Source organism: Cupriavidus sp. 05L411 (assembly GCF_056398045.1).
On the sequence record NZ_JBFTOQ010000018.1, the window covers coordinates 47,528 to 62,717 of the forward strand.

Here is a 15,190-nt window from a genome sequence, read left to right on the forward strand (position 1 = left end):
CGGCCACGCGTCGTCGGCAGACGCCTGCGCGAGCCTGGCCTGGCCGCTTACGTCAGCTCTTCCAACAGTACTTTTGCGTCTTGCCAGTCAACGGTATCGAATCCCTCGGCGAACGTGCCATGAATACCGGCCAGGATCGAGCGCGCAGCATCCGTCTTGCCGCAGCGTTGCCATAGCCGGGCCATGCTCAGCGCGCCTTTCAGCTCAACTGACCTGGCACCCTGGCCACGAGCCATGGCGATTGCCGCCTGAAAACACGCTTCAGCTTCTTTGGCCCTGGTAGACGAGCCGGCTTCCCCGTCAGACAACATTAGAATCAGTTCCCCCTTGAGCCGAAGCAGAATCGGCTCAGCGAACCGCTCGCCCGTGTTCTTCACCAGAGCCAACGCCTCACTCAGCACACGAAGCCCCTCCTCGGCTTGCCCCGCTTTTCCGTAAGCGTTGGCGAGCAGTGCTAGAAGCCTCGGCCGACCCAATGCCGCTCCGGTCGCTTCGTGGGCGCTGAGGCCTTGGTGTATTTGCGCGATTCCCTCCTCATGACTACCCTGCTCGGCCAGCGCCCAGCCGCGCAGGATCGTTCCCCAACCCAGATAGAGGGGGAATCCCTGGTCGCTCGAAAGTGCGATGGCGGCGCCTGCATACTCACGCGCCAGTTGCACTTCGCGCCGGTACTGGTGCAATTCGGCCGCGAAGATCAGGCACAAGGCAAGGCCAAACGGATCAGAGGCCTTTCTGGCCAGCGCCAGCGCTTCCTCGCTGCGCGCGCGCGCCTGGTCCGGCAAGCCCAGAAACCAGAGCGTCCAGCTTAATGTGCTCCGGATATGAAGGGCGAGGTTCGGCGCGTAGCGTAGAAGTTTGCTGTATGTTTGCCGCTCGGGGCGGTGCAGTGCCAGCGCCTGCTCCATGTGGGTCCGGGCCATCCTGATCTCGCCCAGACGGAACAAGGTGGCGCCGAGAATGCGGTGCGCCTCCGCGAGTTGTTCCGGATCTTGCTTATCCTGCGCGAGACCGAGCAGCCGCTGCGCCAAGGCGTGTGCCGTACTAAGTTGCGCACGCAATAGATAAAACGACCACAGTCCTAGCTGTGCCGAGAAGATCTGCGGTATTTCCCCGCCCTGTTCGCACAAGGCTAATGCACGCGTGTAGGTGGCCTCCACCTCTGGCGCACCATAGCCTCGAGCGGCCATCCAGGCAGGACCGAGGGTCAGGAGCAGGGTGAGTTCCTCGCGTGCACGTTCGGGGGTGTCTGCCACGGACTTGAGCAGTTCGAGGGCTGCACTGAGATGATGGATCGCTTCGAGCTGTGCTGAGCGCTGCAAGGCCTGCTGGCCCGCAAGATGGAGGTATTCGATGGCCTTCGGCACATTGCCACTCTTGCTGTAATGGTGAGCCAGCTCGCTGCAATAGTCCTTCAGCCGGCCTGAAAACAGTGTCTCGATGGCCCGGGCCGTGCGTTCATGCAGCACACTGCGCTGACCGGTCAGCAGGGAGTTAGCGGCCACCTCCTGGGTAAGCGCGTGTTTGAACGCGTACTCCACTTCCGGGAATGCGGGACGCTCGTAAATGAAATCGCCGGCCTGAAGGTCACTCAGAAGCGGGCGCAGTTCCTCTTCCGGTTGCGCGGTGACATGCTGGATCAGACTCAAGGGAAACTCTTTGCCGATGATCGCAAGGGTCTGCAGCAAGTCCTTCTGGGCGACGGGAAGGCGGTCGATACGGGCGGCGAGCACCCCCTGCACGGTCGTCGGAATATGAAGTGACAAAGGGGCGTTCTCGATCCGGTAGCTGCCGGACCGGCCAAGCAAGACGCTCTCCTCGGCCAGCGTCTTGACGACTTCCTCCATAAAGAACGGATTGCCCTCCGTCTTAGCCAGGATGAGCAGTTTCAGGGGCACGAGCGAGCGATGGTCTCCCAACAGGGCCGTGAGCAGGCCCTGTGCCTCCGCTTGCCCCAGCGGTTCCAGTTGCAATTGGGTGTAGTAATGTTTCCCGCCCCAGTCATGCGCGTATTCCGGGCGGTAGTTGACGAGCAGAAGCAACCTGGTGCGCGGCACATGCTCGATGAGGATATTGAGAAAGGCCTCGGTTTCGCTGTCCAGCCATTGCAAGTCTTCGAACAAGACCATCAGCGGCTGATTCCGGCTCTCACGCACAAGTAGCAGTGCAATGGCTTCAAAGGTGCGCTGGCGCCGGATGGTGGCGTCCATCTTGGGCAGCGCCGAGCCCGCGTCGCTGATACCGAGCAGGTAAAGCAGGTAGGGAAGATGGTCCTCCAGTGTGCGATCCAGGGTCAACAACCTGCCGGTGACTTTCTCGCGATACAGCCGTTCGTCATCCTGCGCGGTGATCTGAAAGTAGTTTCTCAACAGATCGATCAAAGGCAGATAGGGAAAGGCCCTGCCATGCGAAACCGAAAAGGTTTCGAGCACCATGCAGCCCCGCTGCGAGCGTGCCTTGAATTCGTGGTACAGGCGCGACTTGCCGACGCCCGCCTCGCCAACCACCCCGACGATCTGTCCTTGCCCCGCACTGGCCGACCCCGACGCCTCCTGCAAGCGCTCCAATTCGGGCTGCCGGCCGACAAACCGCGCTAGACCGCGAAGCGCCGCCACTTGCAAGCGCGTGCGCAAGGGGCCTAGGCCGAGCACCTCATAGACCGCAAGCGGCTCCCGAATGCCCTTCACACGCGTGGTCCCGAGGTCCTTGAACTCGAAGTACCCGTCGGTCAGCTTATGGGTCGATTCGCTGACGAGGATCGACGACGGTGTTGCGACGCCTTCCATCCGGGAGGCGATATGGATCGTGTGCCCCACCGGGTCGTAGTCCGCGCGCAAGTCGTCCTTGCGGATCGAGCGCACCACCACTTCGCCGGTATGGATGCCGACCCGGATCTGCAGCGGGACACCCTGCGCCAGACGGAACCGGTCACCAAGGCGCCGAATCGCTTCCTGCATGCGCAGCGCCGCGTACAACGCCCGCAAGGGGTGGTCCTCGTGAGCAATCGGCGCGCCGAACAGCGCCAGGATGCCATCGCCCAGGGATTTGGCAACGTATCCCTCGTAGTGATGCACCGCCTCCATCATCAGCCCGATCACGGGGTCGATCAGCCCGCGTGCTTCTTCGGGGTCCAGGTCCTGGATCAAGGCGGTCGAGCCGGCCATGTCCGCAAACAGCGCCGTAATGGTCTTGCGCTCGCCAACAGCCTGTCCCCTGGACTCCATCGCGGCCTGCTCGGCGAGGATGCGTTCCGCAAGATAGGGCGGCGTGTAAAGAACCGGTGCGGGAACAGCGGGCGTTGGCACTGCGGCAGCGGCTAGCGTTGCGGCCAGCTCCGTCGTGGGCGCGCCGCAAGAACCGCAGAACTTTGCCGTGGGGCTGGACTCATGGCCGCATTGCGGGCAGATCTGCGCAAGCCTTTGCCCGCACTCCTCGCAGAATCTTCCTCCCGCGGGGTTCTCGAACCCGCATTTTTTGCAGCGCATATCGCCCTCTGCCAGCCTTCGCCTGCCACGAACTCATTAGAAGCGTAATGACCGCCCGTCGCAAGATATAGGTTACCGAAAATGCCGATCACGATACGGTTTGCCGTATTCCGCTGATCGTCGCTCACATGGACTTTGGGCTGCGATTCGGCTCACCCAGCCCGTGGTGGATAGCGCGCATAACAGTTCAAACCGGACCTTGCGTTCGATGAAGTGCTGGCTGCCCCACAGAATCCGTCTTCGCAGCGCGGGGCCGTCGGCCACGGCCTCACGTCGACGATCGCGTATCCAAGTCGCCAACCCGGCTCCTTCGGTGTATCGCTTACCCGACTCAACTGCGCAACGGTACGGTGCCGAACCGGGAGACACCCTGGGTCGCAGCCATTTCGGTCGCCGGTGCTCCGGGCGATGCGGCTCGTATGGCAGCCGGCATGCAATCCCTTGGCCGGTCGACGCGAAACACGCCGCACTTGCGCACGGCGGGGCGCTGCGACCGCCCCACCTTGTCGCACACTCTAGGTGTTAACGATGTTTTCGTCATTATGACATTTAGACTATTATCACACACATGAACGACGTCGCTTGACCCCGCATTCCGACGTCGCAAGCGCCGTGGCACCCCCTTGGCAGCACCTGCAGGCACGGCGCCGATCCAAAACAATCACAAATGGACCGCATAGCGGTTGGAGACCTTATGCCCAAGTCAACTGGAATACTCCGCCAGCCGGAGTCTTACCCGGAGAGCCGGCTGCCACCTAGCGTGCAACGGCTCACTCGCCCAAAGCCGTTCGGTAGAGCCGTGGAACTGGCATTCCTTCGCTGGGAAAAGAAAGACCTGGCGGCGACGGAACGCTTCTGGCGCGATTTCGGCATGCATCCGCTCAGCGTCTCGCCTGACCGGATCACGGCCCGTGGGATCGGGACAGCCCCTTGCATTGCCGTAGCCGAACGTTCGGCGGTGAGCCGCTTCGTCGGGCCCGCCTTTCGCATGTCGGACGATACCGACTTGAATCGGTACATCGATCGCTTTGGCGCCACGTGGTTGTCCGAACAGCAGATTCCCGGAGGCGGGCGCGGTGTCGAGCTATTCGATCCTTCCGGGCGCAGTGTCTGGCTCGTGCAAGGCCAGCAGCGTGTCGAAGCGCTGCCCATGCGCCCACCCATGACATTGACCAACACGGCGCAACATGCGCCGCGAGTCAACCGCACCGTTCGCACCCCGATTGAGCCGGCCAGTATTGTCCGGCTGGGTCATGTTGTATTTCAATCCGTGGACTTTGCCGCCATGGCGGCGTGGTACATGACCGTACTGGGTGTCATTCCGACCGATGTGCAGTACCTCGCGGATGGCAGTCCCAACCTGGCCTTCTGCCGGCTCGACCTTGGCCAGGCGCCAGCCGACCACCACACCCTCGTACTGGTGGGTGGCATCGAAGAGAAATACGAGCACAGCGCGTACGAAGTCATCGATCTCGATGCGCTCGGGCAAGGTCAACAGGTGCTGCGTGCGCAAGGCCATTCGCATATGTGGGGCATCGGGCGGCATTTGCTGGGAAGCCAGTTGTTCGACTACTGGCGCGATCCGGACGGCTTCGAACTGGAGCACTACACCGATGGTGACCTGTTCACCGCGGATTTCGAAACCGCTTACTCGCCGCTTGATTTCGGCGGCATCTGGGCCTGGGGCGCCGACGCACCGGCTTCCATGAAGCCAAGAAAGACTTTGCGCAATGTGCTGAAGGTGCTGAGGCTGGTACGGCGCAAGGCGATAGCGCCGGCGCGGCTCAAGCTGATCGAAACGGCGCTGGGTGCACCCGCCAGACCCTGGCTTTAGAACTAAGCAATCCCCTAGGAAGCATCATGTCTCGTACCGTAATTCGCTACATCCATACGGATGGCCCGCAATGGGGCATTCTCTTTGGCGCACGCATCGCGCCGTTGCAGGCCAACGCCGCGACCACGGGCGAGTTGCTTGCCAAACACTGGCAAAGCATCTGGCAAGTGCCAGCGGCGCAGGCAACGATTCCGCGCGAGGCCGTCCAGCTTCTCGCACCCGTCACGCAGAACCAGCAATTCCTCTGCCAAGGCATCAACTACCGCAGCCACGTCATGGAATCCGGTCTGCGTGTCGAGAATTTTCCCTTCAACACCATCTTCACGAAGGCATCCTCATGCATCACGGCCGCGGATGCTCCGGTTGCCTCCCCAGCCCACGTCAAGCTGCTCGACTACGAGATCGAGCTCGGGCTGGTGCTGCGGCGGGATTTGCAACCTGGCGTGAAGGTCAGCCCCGACGCTCTCGGTGATTGGCTTGGCGGCGTGACCATCGTCAATGACCTGTCGGCGCGTGACGTGCAATTGCCGCAGGGTCAGTTCTATAAGGGAAAGAGCTATCGCGGCTTCGGGCCTGTTGGCCCTGGGCTCATATTGCTGACACCGGAAGAGTGGCAACGTTGGCCGGAATTGCGGATGCGCCTGGATGTCAACGGACAGCCCCGGCAGGACGCCTACTGCGCCGATATGATCCACGCGCCGGCTTCAACCTTGACGGAACTGGCATCCATGCACGACGTTCACACAGGCGACCTGATCGCCACCGGTACGCCTGCCGGTTGCGCGGCGCGCGCGCCGGGAAAGCTCGCCATGTTCTTGGCGAAACACTTTCTCAGCGACGCCGGCAAATGGCGCATGTTTGTGCGCCGCGGCATGACCAATCCCGCCTACCTTCGGCCCGGCGATAGCATCCGGGCCTCGATTCGCACGGATGACGGCACCATCGACCTGGGCGAGCAGACCACCGTTATCGCCCCAGCATGACGACTACGCCAGTTGGCGACGAAACATGTGGCACATCCCATCGCAGTATTTGGAATGAGAGTGAAGTCTTATGAGTAGCCTTGCAATCAGCGCCATGCCAGAGGTCGTCAGACGACTGGAGGACGTGGAACAGATCGAACGGATGCCCTGGCAGTACGTAATCCGCGCCACAAACACTTACGATGTACTACGGACCGCCTGCGAGCGCTGGCCGGAACGCGTGGCCCTGCGGCTACTACTGGATGCCAGCGCCTCCGCGCCGACGCGCGACGCCCGTTATGCAGAATTGCTGGAAGGCATCCATCGCGCCGCTAATGCACTCCACCGCCTCGGCGTGAGGTCGGGCGTGCCGGTTGCCATCCTGTTACCGAACTTGATCGAGAGCCACCTGGCACTATGGGGCGCCGAGGCTGCCGGCATTGCCAGCCCGATCAACCCGATGCTGGAGTCCAGCTACATTGCCCGGATCTGCGAAGAGACGGGAGCCAAGGTTGTCATCGCCCTGGGGCCCACCACGGAAGGGGGTATCTGGGAAAAAGCCGTGGAAGTCGCGGACAGGCTGCCTCGGGTCGAGACGATCCTGCAGGTCGACCCGACGGCCGCGATGGGGCGGCGTACCGGATCCGGCGGTCACATCCCGTGCGGCAAGATGCCGACCCGCCCCGGCGTGCAGGTGCTTGACTTCCATGACGCGCTGGCCGAATCCGACAGTACGCGGCTGATCAGCGGGCGGCGATTCACGCCCACCGAGCCGTGCGCCTATTTTCATACGGGTGGCACCACCGGGTATCCCAAGGTGGCCGTGCACAGTCACCTGAACGAAGCCGTGATGGCATGGATCCTTCAACGGATCGACGACCGGCATAACGTGATGCTGGCGGGGTTGCCCCTTTTTCACGTCAATGGTGCCATGGTGACCGGACTCGGCGCGCTTCAGAGTGGTTCGGAGATCGTCATGTTGACAGCAGGCGGGTATCGGACGCCGGGCATGCTGGACGCCTTCTGGGAGATTGCCAACCGATTTGGGGCCACCACGTTTTCCGCCGTGCCAACCATCCTGACGGCACTGCTTTCCAGGCCGCTGCCTGCGGACGGGATCCCGACCTTGCGCCACGTCCTCTGTGGTGCCGCGCCGCTACCCAGTCAGGTCGCACACGAGTTTGAAGCGCTTACTGGTGTTCGCGTCCACGAGGGATATGGCCTGACGGAAGGTAGTTGCGTATCGACCGTCAACCCGCCACAAGCCGCGCCCAAGGCGGGTACGGTTGGCATCCGCATTCCGTATCAGGAATTGAAGCTGTTCAAGCTACATGCTGACGGCAGGCCCGCCGAGCTTGCCGAAGCCGGTACGACCGGCGTGATCGGCATACGCGGCCCCAATGTTTTTCCCGGCTACCTAAGGGAAGCCGACAACCGTGGCATCTGGATCGAGGGCGGATGGTTCAACACGGGCGACCTGGGCCGCTTTGACGCGGATGGATCTCTAACGCTGTGCGGCCGCGCGAAAGACCTGATTATCCGTGGCGGCCACAACATCGATCCGTCGATGATCGAGGATACGATCGCCGCACACCCCGAAGTCGCCATGGTCGCTGCGGTCGGACAGCCTGACACCCATGCGGGCGAATTGCCGGTAGCCTTCGCGGTACTCAGGCCAGGCGCACAAGCTTGCACCGAAGCATTGATGGCATACGCGCGGGAGAGGATTCCTGAGCGTGCGGCGGTGCCAGTGCGCATCGAAATCATGCCAGCACTGCCCCTTACCGCCGTCGGCAAGGTCTCCAAGCCGGACCTGCGGCTGCTCACCATCGAGCACGTCATCCAGGCGGCGCTTGCCGAGCATGGTATGTCCGACACCCGCGTCAAGGCCCGCCTCTGCCCCGAGCGCGGTGCCATAGCCGATATCTCCGGTCCGGTCGCGTCACGTGAGGCGGCGATGGCCCTGGTGGCTCGCTATCCCGTGATTCCCGCATGGCAGGAGCAATGATGACGGACACCACGAAGACCCCGCAGGGGAACATGCTCGATACGGATGTCCTGCTTGTTGGACTGGGGCCGGTGGGGGCAGCGCTGGCCAACCTGCTTGGCCGCTACGGGATCCGCGTCCTGGCCATCGACCGCGCCACGGAAATTTTTGCCAAGCCGCGCGCGATCGCGCTGGACAACGAGGCACTGCGCATTCTGCAGCTCGTGGGCGTAGCCGAGGGAGAATTCGCCACGGTGGCAATTCCAAAGGTGCAATACCGCTCGCCGCTGTTCGGCCGCTTTGCGCGCATCAACAGCGCGAGTATTGTCGACGGCCATCCGACGCTCGTCACGTTCTACCAGCCGGAGCTGGAAGCTGTGCTGCGCAAGAAGCTGTCGGCGTACCGTACCGTGGAAGTCCGCCTCGGTACCGAGCTCCAGTCCTTCGCCGATGATGGTCACCATGTTCACGCCGTACTGAGGTCAACCGGCTCCGCTGACTTTCAGGTCCGGGCAAAATATCTGGTGGGCACAGATGGGGCGAACTCTCTAGTCCGGCGTACGCTGGGGCTTGATTTCGAGGGCCGCACCTTCCAGCAGGACTGGCTGATCGTCGACGCGCTTGGCGTGCCGAATCCCATTGATCATTGCGAGTTCGTCTGCGACCCGGCACGGCCAACGCCGCATATGGTCGCCCCAGGAGGCCGCCAGCGCTGGGAATTCATGTTGAAGCCGGGCGAAAGCGCTGCGGAAATGGAGCGGCCTGAATCGGTGCGCAAGCTGCTCGCGCCGTGGTGCGATGTAGACAAGATCCAGATAGAACGCACCGCCGTGTATCGGTTTCACGCGCGTGAAGCCAAATCGTTCTCGAAAGGCCGGTGTTTCCTGGCCGGTGATGCCGCTCACATTACGCCTCCTTTTGCCGGGCAAGGATTGGTGGCCGGCCTGCGAGACGTGGCAAACCTTGGGTGGAAGCTGGCGTGGGTGCTACGCGGCCAGGCGAGCGAGCAGATTCTCGACAGCTATGATCAGGAACGCCGGCCTCACGCAAGAAAGATCATCAACCTGGCGCGCTTTCTTGGAGCACTTGTCATGCCACGCAACAGAGCTGCCGCACTCGCCATACACGGATGCATGAGCGCGATAAGGTTGTTGCCGCGCGGCCGTGCCCTGTTCGAAGACCTGAAAGTGAAGCCCGCAAACACTTTCGACAAAGGCCTGTTTGTGCGCGTGCGCGGCACCGAGAAGCTGCGTGCCGGTTCGAGCTTTCCACAGGGGTGGGTCCGACCGGCAGAATGCGGAATCCCGACACTTAGCGACGATTGCCTGGGGCTTGAGTGTGCAGTCATCGGATTTGGCTTTGACCCCGCGACGCGCCTCTCGTCCGAGCTCATGGTCCGCTGGTCCCTCGCCGGCGGCAAGGTGTGGCAATGGTGCCAACGTGCCCAGGCGCAGCATCTCGCGCCCAAAGGCCGGCGCCTTGAAGCATTGGACGAGGTCGTGTTGCCCCGCGTGGCCCCGCTCGACTGGATGGTGGTGGTCCGCCCGGACCGATGCGTGCTCGCCGAAGGCCCGGCCTCTCAGGCCGAGCACATCCTCCAGCGCGCCCTTGATTTGATCGATCCGCCGCAGGTACGCCTCGACATACGCCTCCCCAAGGCCGCCTGAGGGCACCCGTCGCCCCGCAGACAGATAACAAACAACAAACCCTCTGGCGCCAGTTCATGGCGCCAGAGGGCGGGGCTTCTTTTACGCCGCTTCAATAACAAGGAGGAGACCCTTGTGTTACAGACTTCTGCTTATTGCCTTTCCATCGCGGCAATCACTTGCCTTGCAAGCATGACCGCACATGCCGGAGAAGACTTTCAGGTGCGGTACAACGTCGCAGGCAGCATCGGAGGGGAAATGTTCACCCCCCCGGATGCCGCCGGCCTTGCAGTTGGTGTCGCAGCGACTTATATCGACATCAGGAAGGTGACCGGCAACGATGGCAACACACTGACGAAGCCGATCCCCGGTGGCGCCATTCCACTTCCATCCCCTACCCCCGTGACGGCGTATCCCACGTATGGCGCCAATACCGCCCAGATCCCTGCCTCAGGCACTTTCAAGCTGTTCAACCTCGGCATTGGCTACATTACCAACGCGGACTATGGCGGCGGTCGCTTCGCGTTCGGCGGCGTTCTGCCGTATGGCGTCAAATCCCAATCGGTCAGGGCTACTGCCGCAACGCCAGCCGTGCAGGCGAACCCCGCAGTCCCCGCGGCCGCACAGCAGGCCATCGCCAGCCAGTTCGGCGCGACATATCAGTCAAGCCTCGCCGGCGAAGCAGCCAGTTCCAGTGGCGACGTATCGGGCATCGGCGACCTGGAGTTGCAAGGCGGCTGGCTCTATACGACCGAACAACTGCGCGTATTGCTGGGCGCATCCCTCGTCATTCCGACAGGACGCTACAACGCATCGCCTGCACCCGACATAGGCACTGGTAATTTCTACACGCTGCGGCCGTCGGTGCAAGTGGCCTACCTGCCGACGCAGGACATCGCCATCGCGGCAAAGGTGACCCTGGGCCTGAATACGAAGAATCGGGACAATGACCTCCGCAGCGGAAACTGGATCGGACTGGAAGGCGCGGCGGCATACAAGACCGGGATTGGCGTGCTCGGACTGCACACTGTCTTCGTTCAACAATACCAGGACGACTCGAACAACCCCTGGGGCCCAAGCCGCTACCGATCCCTCAATGCCGGTGCGTTCTATACCGCGATGGTGCCCGGCATTGACGCTGCGTTGACGTTGCAATACATGGCGACAACCAGTTCGCGCAATGCAAAGGTCGGGAGCATGACCCAGATCCGTTTGATCAAGCTGTTCTGACGACGATGGCGAGACAACTGCCATCGTGTCTCGCCGCTTCCCCTGCCCCCCTGGCCCGACGGCTTGGTTGCACTCAGGTCGGGAGCAGATCGCCAATCTTTCGCTGTGCCTGCTCGATAGCGACTTGCCTTTGTTCAGCACCGGCAGATACCCCCTCGGCGGCGACCACTTCGAGCTGGGACACGCCAACGAACGAGAATACGCTCCGGGGATAGGCTTCCGCGTGCTCCAGTGCCGCGTTGCGCGAACCGGGGCCATAGTACCCGCCACGTGCAACGGCCAGGATGATGCGCTTGCCGGTCACGAGCCCTTCTGGACCTCTGTCCGTATAGCGAAAGGTCTTTCCCGCGACGGCGATGCGGTCGATCCAAGCCTTCAGTTGGCTGGCGATACTGAAATTGTAAAATGCGACACCAATGACCACCACGTCGACCGCCAGGAATTCTTCCAGGATGGCGCGTCCCAACTCAATATCCCGCAGAAGCGCTGCGTCGTTCGGCGCCTTGGGATCACGGGATGCGGCGAAGTATGCGCCGGACAAGTGAGGAATGCATTGACCTCCCTCGGCCACTCGCTAAGGACACCTGTGGAAGCACTCGGCCTATGGGCCATCGCGCATCTCCCGGCCATTGAACAGGCGAGACAGGCGTTCGACCTCAGCAAAAGGAATTCCGAATCTGAGCAGCCCTAGTCAAGGAGACAGCGAATTTTCCGGGATATCGCCGCTCCGTCTGCGGAGAAGATTGCACGGATAAGGCCAGCATCGGTGAACTATCAATACTCCTGCGCGGCGCATATTTGGAATACGGGACGGACACATCCCAAGCCCCGCCTATGCGTGGCGCAGCCTACATCGCCAGCGCTTCTTACCCACTAACTTTGAGACGTGACAGTGACGCCAGACAGCAGCGACCCGTTGTCGCACCCCGCACCGCAGCATAGATCGCCTTTTCGTACTAAACTTTCACAACTTCCTAAAAATTCAAAACAAACAAGATGCATCTGTCGCCCCTGATCCAGCGCTTCGTGCTTCACTTCGGTGAAATGGGCAGCCGCTGGGGCATCAACCGCACAGTTGGGCAAATCTATGCCTTGCTGTTTACCGCCTCCCGCCCGCTCAACGCCGACGAAATCGCCGAGGCGCTGGGCTTCTCGCGCTCCAATGTCAGCATCGGGCTGAAGGAGCTGGAGTCGTGGAACCTGGTCAAGCTATCTCACCAGCCGGGCGACCGCCGCGAGTATTTCTCGGCACCTGACGATGTCTGGGCGATTTTCCGCACCCTGGCGGAGGAACGCCGCCGGCGCGAGATCGACCCCACGTTGTCCATGCTGCGCGAAGTCCAGCTGGAGGCCGTGAGCGATCCGGACGATCGCCATGCGCAGGAGCGGATGAAGGAGATGTACGGGCTGATCCTGCTGGTGACGAGCTGGTTCGGCGAGATCCAGAAGCTGGATGTGGCCACGCTGGAGAAGCTGATGAAGCTCGGCTCCAAGGTCAACAAGCTGCTGGACGTGAAGGACAAGCTCAGCCTTGCCATCGGCGGAAAAGCCCGCGCCGGCACACCCCCTGCCAGCGCCGTGAAAGCCAAGACGACCCGTACCCGGAAGGAGTAGTTGCATGTTCTCGTCGCTCGACCCGGTGGTGCTCGCGCGCGTGCAGTTTGCCGCCAACATCACGTTCCACATCTTGTTTCCCACCATCAGCATCTCGCTGGGCTGGGTGTTGCTGTTTTTCAAGCTGCGCTTCAATAAAACCGGCGATGAACGCTGGATGGCGGCGTACCGTTTCTGGGTGAAGATCTTTGCGCTGACCTTCGCGCTGGGCGTGGTCAGCGGCATCACCATGAGTTTCCAGTTTGGCACCAACTGGCCGGGCTATATGGAGACCGTGGGCAACGTGGCCGGTCCGCTGCTGGCCTATGAGGTGCTGACGGCGTTCTTCCTGGAGGCGACCTTCCTCGGCATCATGCTGTTCGGCATGCGCCGGGTGAGCAACCGCACGCATACCATCGCCACCTTGCTGGTGGCGGGCGGCACCACGTTGTCGGCGTTCTGGATCCTGGCGCTGAATTCGTGGATGCAAACCCCGGCGGGCTTCGAGATGATCGATGGCCGCGCGCATGTGACGAGCTGGCTGGCGGTGATCTTCAACCCGTCGTTCCCGTACCGCTTCGTGCATATGCTGCTGGCGTCGGGGCTGACCGTGGCGTTCCTGCTGGCAGGCATCTCGGCCTATCGCTGGCTGCGTGGCGACCGCGCGCCGGAGGTGCTGTCGTCGCTGCGCACCGGCGTGACCATTGCCGCGGTGCTGATCCCGCTGCAGATCGTGGCGGGCGACCTGCATGGCCTGAATACGCTGCACCACCAGCCGGCCAAGATCGCCGCGATGGAGGGGATCTGGAAGACGGAGAAGGGCGCGCCCGCCGTGTTGTTCGGCGTGCCCAACGCAAGCACGCAAAGCAATGATTTCGAGATCGCCATTCCCAAGCTGGCCTCGCTCTACCTGACGCATCACATGGATGGCGAGATCAAGGGCATCGATGCCTTTGGCGACAAGCACCCGCCGGTGGCGCCGCTGTTCTTCGCCTTTCGGATCATGGTGGGCGTGGGCCTGCTGATGCTGGCGGCATCGTGGGTGGCGGCGTGGCAGTTGCGCCGTGGCGGCCAGCCCGCGCCGTGGATGGCGCGCGTGCTGATTGCCATGACCTTCTCCGGCTGGGTGGCCTTGGTGGCTGGCTGGTACGTGACCGAGATTGGCCGCCAGCCTTACCTGGTGTACGGCGTGCTGACCACAGCGCAGGCCGCGTCCAAGGTGCCGGCGGCGATGATCGCCTCCACGCTGGCGATGTACCTGGCACTCTACCTGGCGCTGATCGCGGCCTATGTCTCGGTGGTGTTCCACCTGGCGCGCAAGGCCGGGACCGACCCGAAGGCGGATAACCCGCGGACCGAACCCCCTCAAGCCGTGTTGCCTGGCGAACTGCGGAGCGCAGAATGACCGACCTGACCCAACCCGCCGGCTGGATGCMGCTGGTGTTCCTGGCCCTGATGGGCATCTCCATGCTGGTCTACGTGATCCTGGACGGCTACGACCTGGGCGTGGGCGTGCTGCTGCGCCGCGCGGACGATGCCGACAAGGACACCATGATCGCCTCAATCGGCCCGTTCTGGGATGCCAACGAGACCTGGCTGGTGCTGGGCGTGGGCCTGCTGCTGGTGGCCTTTCCCATTGCGCACGGCGTGATCCTGACCCAGCTCTACCTGCCGGTGGCGCTGATGCTGGCGGGGCTGATCCTGCGCGGCGTGGCGTTCGACTTCCGCGTGAAGGCACGCGCGCACCACAAGCCGTGGTGGAACCGCGCGTTCTACGCCGGCTCGCTGCTGGCCGCGTTCTCGCAGGGCCTGATGCTCGGCCTGTATATCACGGGATTCCAGCACGGCTGGCTCGACCTGGCCTTTGCGGTAGTGGTGGGCTTGTGCCTGGTGGCGGGCTACTGCCTGCTGGGCGCGGGCTGGCTGATCATGAAGACCAGCGGCAGCCTGCAGCGGCGCGCCATGTACTGGGCGCGCCGCAGCCTGTGGCTGACGGGCATTGGCGTGGCGGCGATCTCGCTGGTCACGCCGATGGTGAGCCAGCGCATCTTCGACAAATGGTTCTCGCTGCCCAACATCATCCTGCTGGCGCCGATCCCGCTGGTCACGGTGGCGCTGTTCATCCTCATCGACCGCCTGCTGCGGCGCCTGCCGGCCATGCACGACCGCGGCAACGACCGCTGGTGCTGGGTGCCCTTCGCCGGCACGGCGGTGATTTTCCTGATGGCGTTCAACGGCTTGGCCTACAGCATCTTCCCGTACCTGGTGGTGGACAAGATCGATATCTGGCAAGCTGCGAGCGCGCCGGAGTCGCTGGGGGTGATCCTGGTGGGCGCGGCAGTGGTGCTGCCGACCATCCTGGGTTACACGGTGTATGCCTACCGTGTATTCTGGGGGAAGGCGACCGACCTGCATTACTACTGAGCATTGCTACTGAGCATTGACTGAGCGGCGCT

General features: G+C 62.6%; 10 protein-coding genes. 8 read left to right on the plus strand and 2 right to left on the minus strand.

The window, feature by feature from the left end; all coding sequences use genetic code 11:
• Positions 1 to 47: 47 nt before the first annotated feature.
• Positions 48 to 3,482 carry an adenylate/guanylate cyclase domain-containing protein gene (locus tag AC1DQR_RS21525; protein WP_416051826.1) on the minus strand — a complete coding sequence of 1,145 codons (3,435 nt, stop codon included), beginning with the start codon at positions 3,480 to 3,482 and terminating at the stop codon, positions 48 to 50.
• 799 nt (positions 3,483 to 4,281) lie between these two features.
• On the opposite strand from AC1DQR_RS21525, the gene AC1DQR_RS21530 reads away from it, so the two are divergent.
• The 5 genes from AC1DQR_RS21530 to AC1DQR_RS21550 all read left to right on the plus strand — a co-directional run bounded on the left by AC1DQR_RS21530 (position 4,282) and on the right by AC1DQR_RS21550 (position 11,141).
• Positions 4,282 to 5,316 (plus strand): VOC family protein, encoded by a 1,035-nt coding sequence (locus AC1DQR_RS21530; protein ID WP_477133761.1) that lies wholly within the window; start codon positions 4,282 to 4,284, stop codon positions 5,314 to 5,316.
• A 104-nt stretch (positions 5,317 to 5,420) separates the two neighbouring features.
• On the plus strand, positions 5,421 to 6,299 hold the full coding sequence (locus AC1DQR_RS21535; protein WP_416051824.1) for a fumarylacetoacetate hydrolase family protein: 879 nt from the start codon (positions 5,421 to 5,423) through the stop codon (positions 6,297 to 6,299).
• Between the two features lie 70 nt (positions 6,300 to 6,369).
• On the plus strand, positions 6,370 to 8,286 hold the full coding sequence (locus AC1DQR_RS21540; protein ID WP_416051823.1) for an acyl-CoA synthetase: 1,917 nt from the start codon (positions 6,370 to 6,372) through the stop codon (positions 8,284 to 8,286).
• Positions 8,283 to 9,932: a bifunctional 3-(3-hydroxy-phenyl)propionate/3-hydroxycinnamic acid hydroxylase gene (locus AC1DQR_RS21545; protein ID WP_416051822.1), complete on the plus strand. Its 1,650-nt coding sequence runs from the start codon at positions 8,283 to 8,285 to the stop codon at positions 9,930 to 9,932. The genes AC1DQR_RS21540 and AC1DQR_RS21545 overlap by 4 nt, the downstream gene beginning before the upstream one ends.
• 114 nt (positions 9,933 to 10,046) lie before the next feature.
• A complete protein-coding gene (locus AC1DQR_RS21550) occupies positions 10,047 to 11,141 on the plus strand; it encodes a transporter (RefSeq protein ID WP_416051821.1) in 1,095 nt (364 codons plus the stop codon).
• Between the two features lie 73 nt (positions 11,142 to 11,214).
• Here AC1DQR_RS21550 and AC1DQR_RS21555 read toward each other — a convergent pair whose 3' ends face one another.
• Positions 11,215 to 11,682 carry an FMN-dependent NADH-azoreductase gene (locus tag AC1DQR_RS21555; RefSeq protein WP_416051820.1) on the minus strand — a complete coding sequence of 156 codons (468 nt, stop codon included), beginning with the start codon at positions 11,680 to 11,682 and terminating at the stop codon, positions 11,215 to 11,217.
• Between the two features lie 455 nt (positions 11,683 to 12,137).
• Between AC1DQR_RS21555 and AC1DQR_RS21560 the strand changes: the two genes are divergently transcribed.
• Genes AC1DQR_RS21560 through AC1DQR_RS21570 form a run of 3 tightly spaced genes read left to right on the plus strand, consistent with a single transcriptional unit; the run spans position 12,138 to position 15,158 of the window.
• The gene (locus AC1DQR_RS21560; protein WP_416051819.1) at positions 12,138 to 12,755 is read left to right on the plus strand and encodes a GbsR/MarR family transcriptional regulator; all 618 of its coding nucleotides are present in this window, start codon (positions 12,138 to 12,140) and stop codon (positions 12,753 to 12,755) included.
• A 4-nt stretch (positions 12,756 to 12,759) separates the two neighbouring features.
• Entirely contained in the window at positions 12,760 to 14,139 is a 1,380-nt protein-coding gene (locus tag AC1DQR_RS21565; protein WP_416051818.1) for a cytochrome ubiquinol oxidase subunit I, read from the plus strand.
• Complete coding sequence (locus AC1DQR_RS21570) at positions 14,136 to 15,158, plus strand: cytochrome d ubiquinol oxidase subunit II (RefSeq protein WP_477133762.1); 1,023 nt, start codon at positions 14,136 to 14,138, stop codon at positions 15,156 to 15,158. The genes AC1DQR_RS21565 and AC1DQR_RS21570 overlap by 4 nt, the downstream gene beginning before the upstream one ends.
• The last annotated feature ends 32 nt before the right edge of the window (positions 15,159 to 15,190 follow it).

Bases quoted from the DNA above. Each gene is read 5' to 3' on its own strand.
- AC1DQR_RS21525 (WP_416051826.1), bottom strand. From the start codon at position 3,482: ATGCGCTGCAAAAAATGCGGGTTCGAGAACCCCGCGGGAGGAAGATTC.
- AC1DQR_RS21540 (WP_416051823.1), top strand. From the start codon at position 6,370: ATGAGTAGCCTTGCAATCAGCGCCATGCCAGAGGTCGTCAGACGACTG.
- AC1DQR_RS21565 (WP_416051818.1), top strand. From the start codon at position 12,760: ATGTTCTCGTCGCTCGACCCGGTGGTGCTCGCGCGCGTGCAGTTTGCC.
- AC1DQR_RS21545 (WP_416051822.1), top strand. From the start codon at position 8,283: ATGATGACGGACACCACGAAGACCCCGCAGGGGAACATGCTCGATACG.
- AC1DQR_RS21560 (WP_416051819.1), top strand. From the start codon at position 12,138: ATGCATCTGTCGCCCCTGATCCAGCGCTTCGTGCTTCACTTCGGTGAA.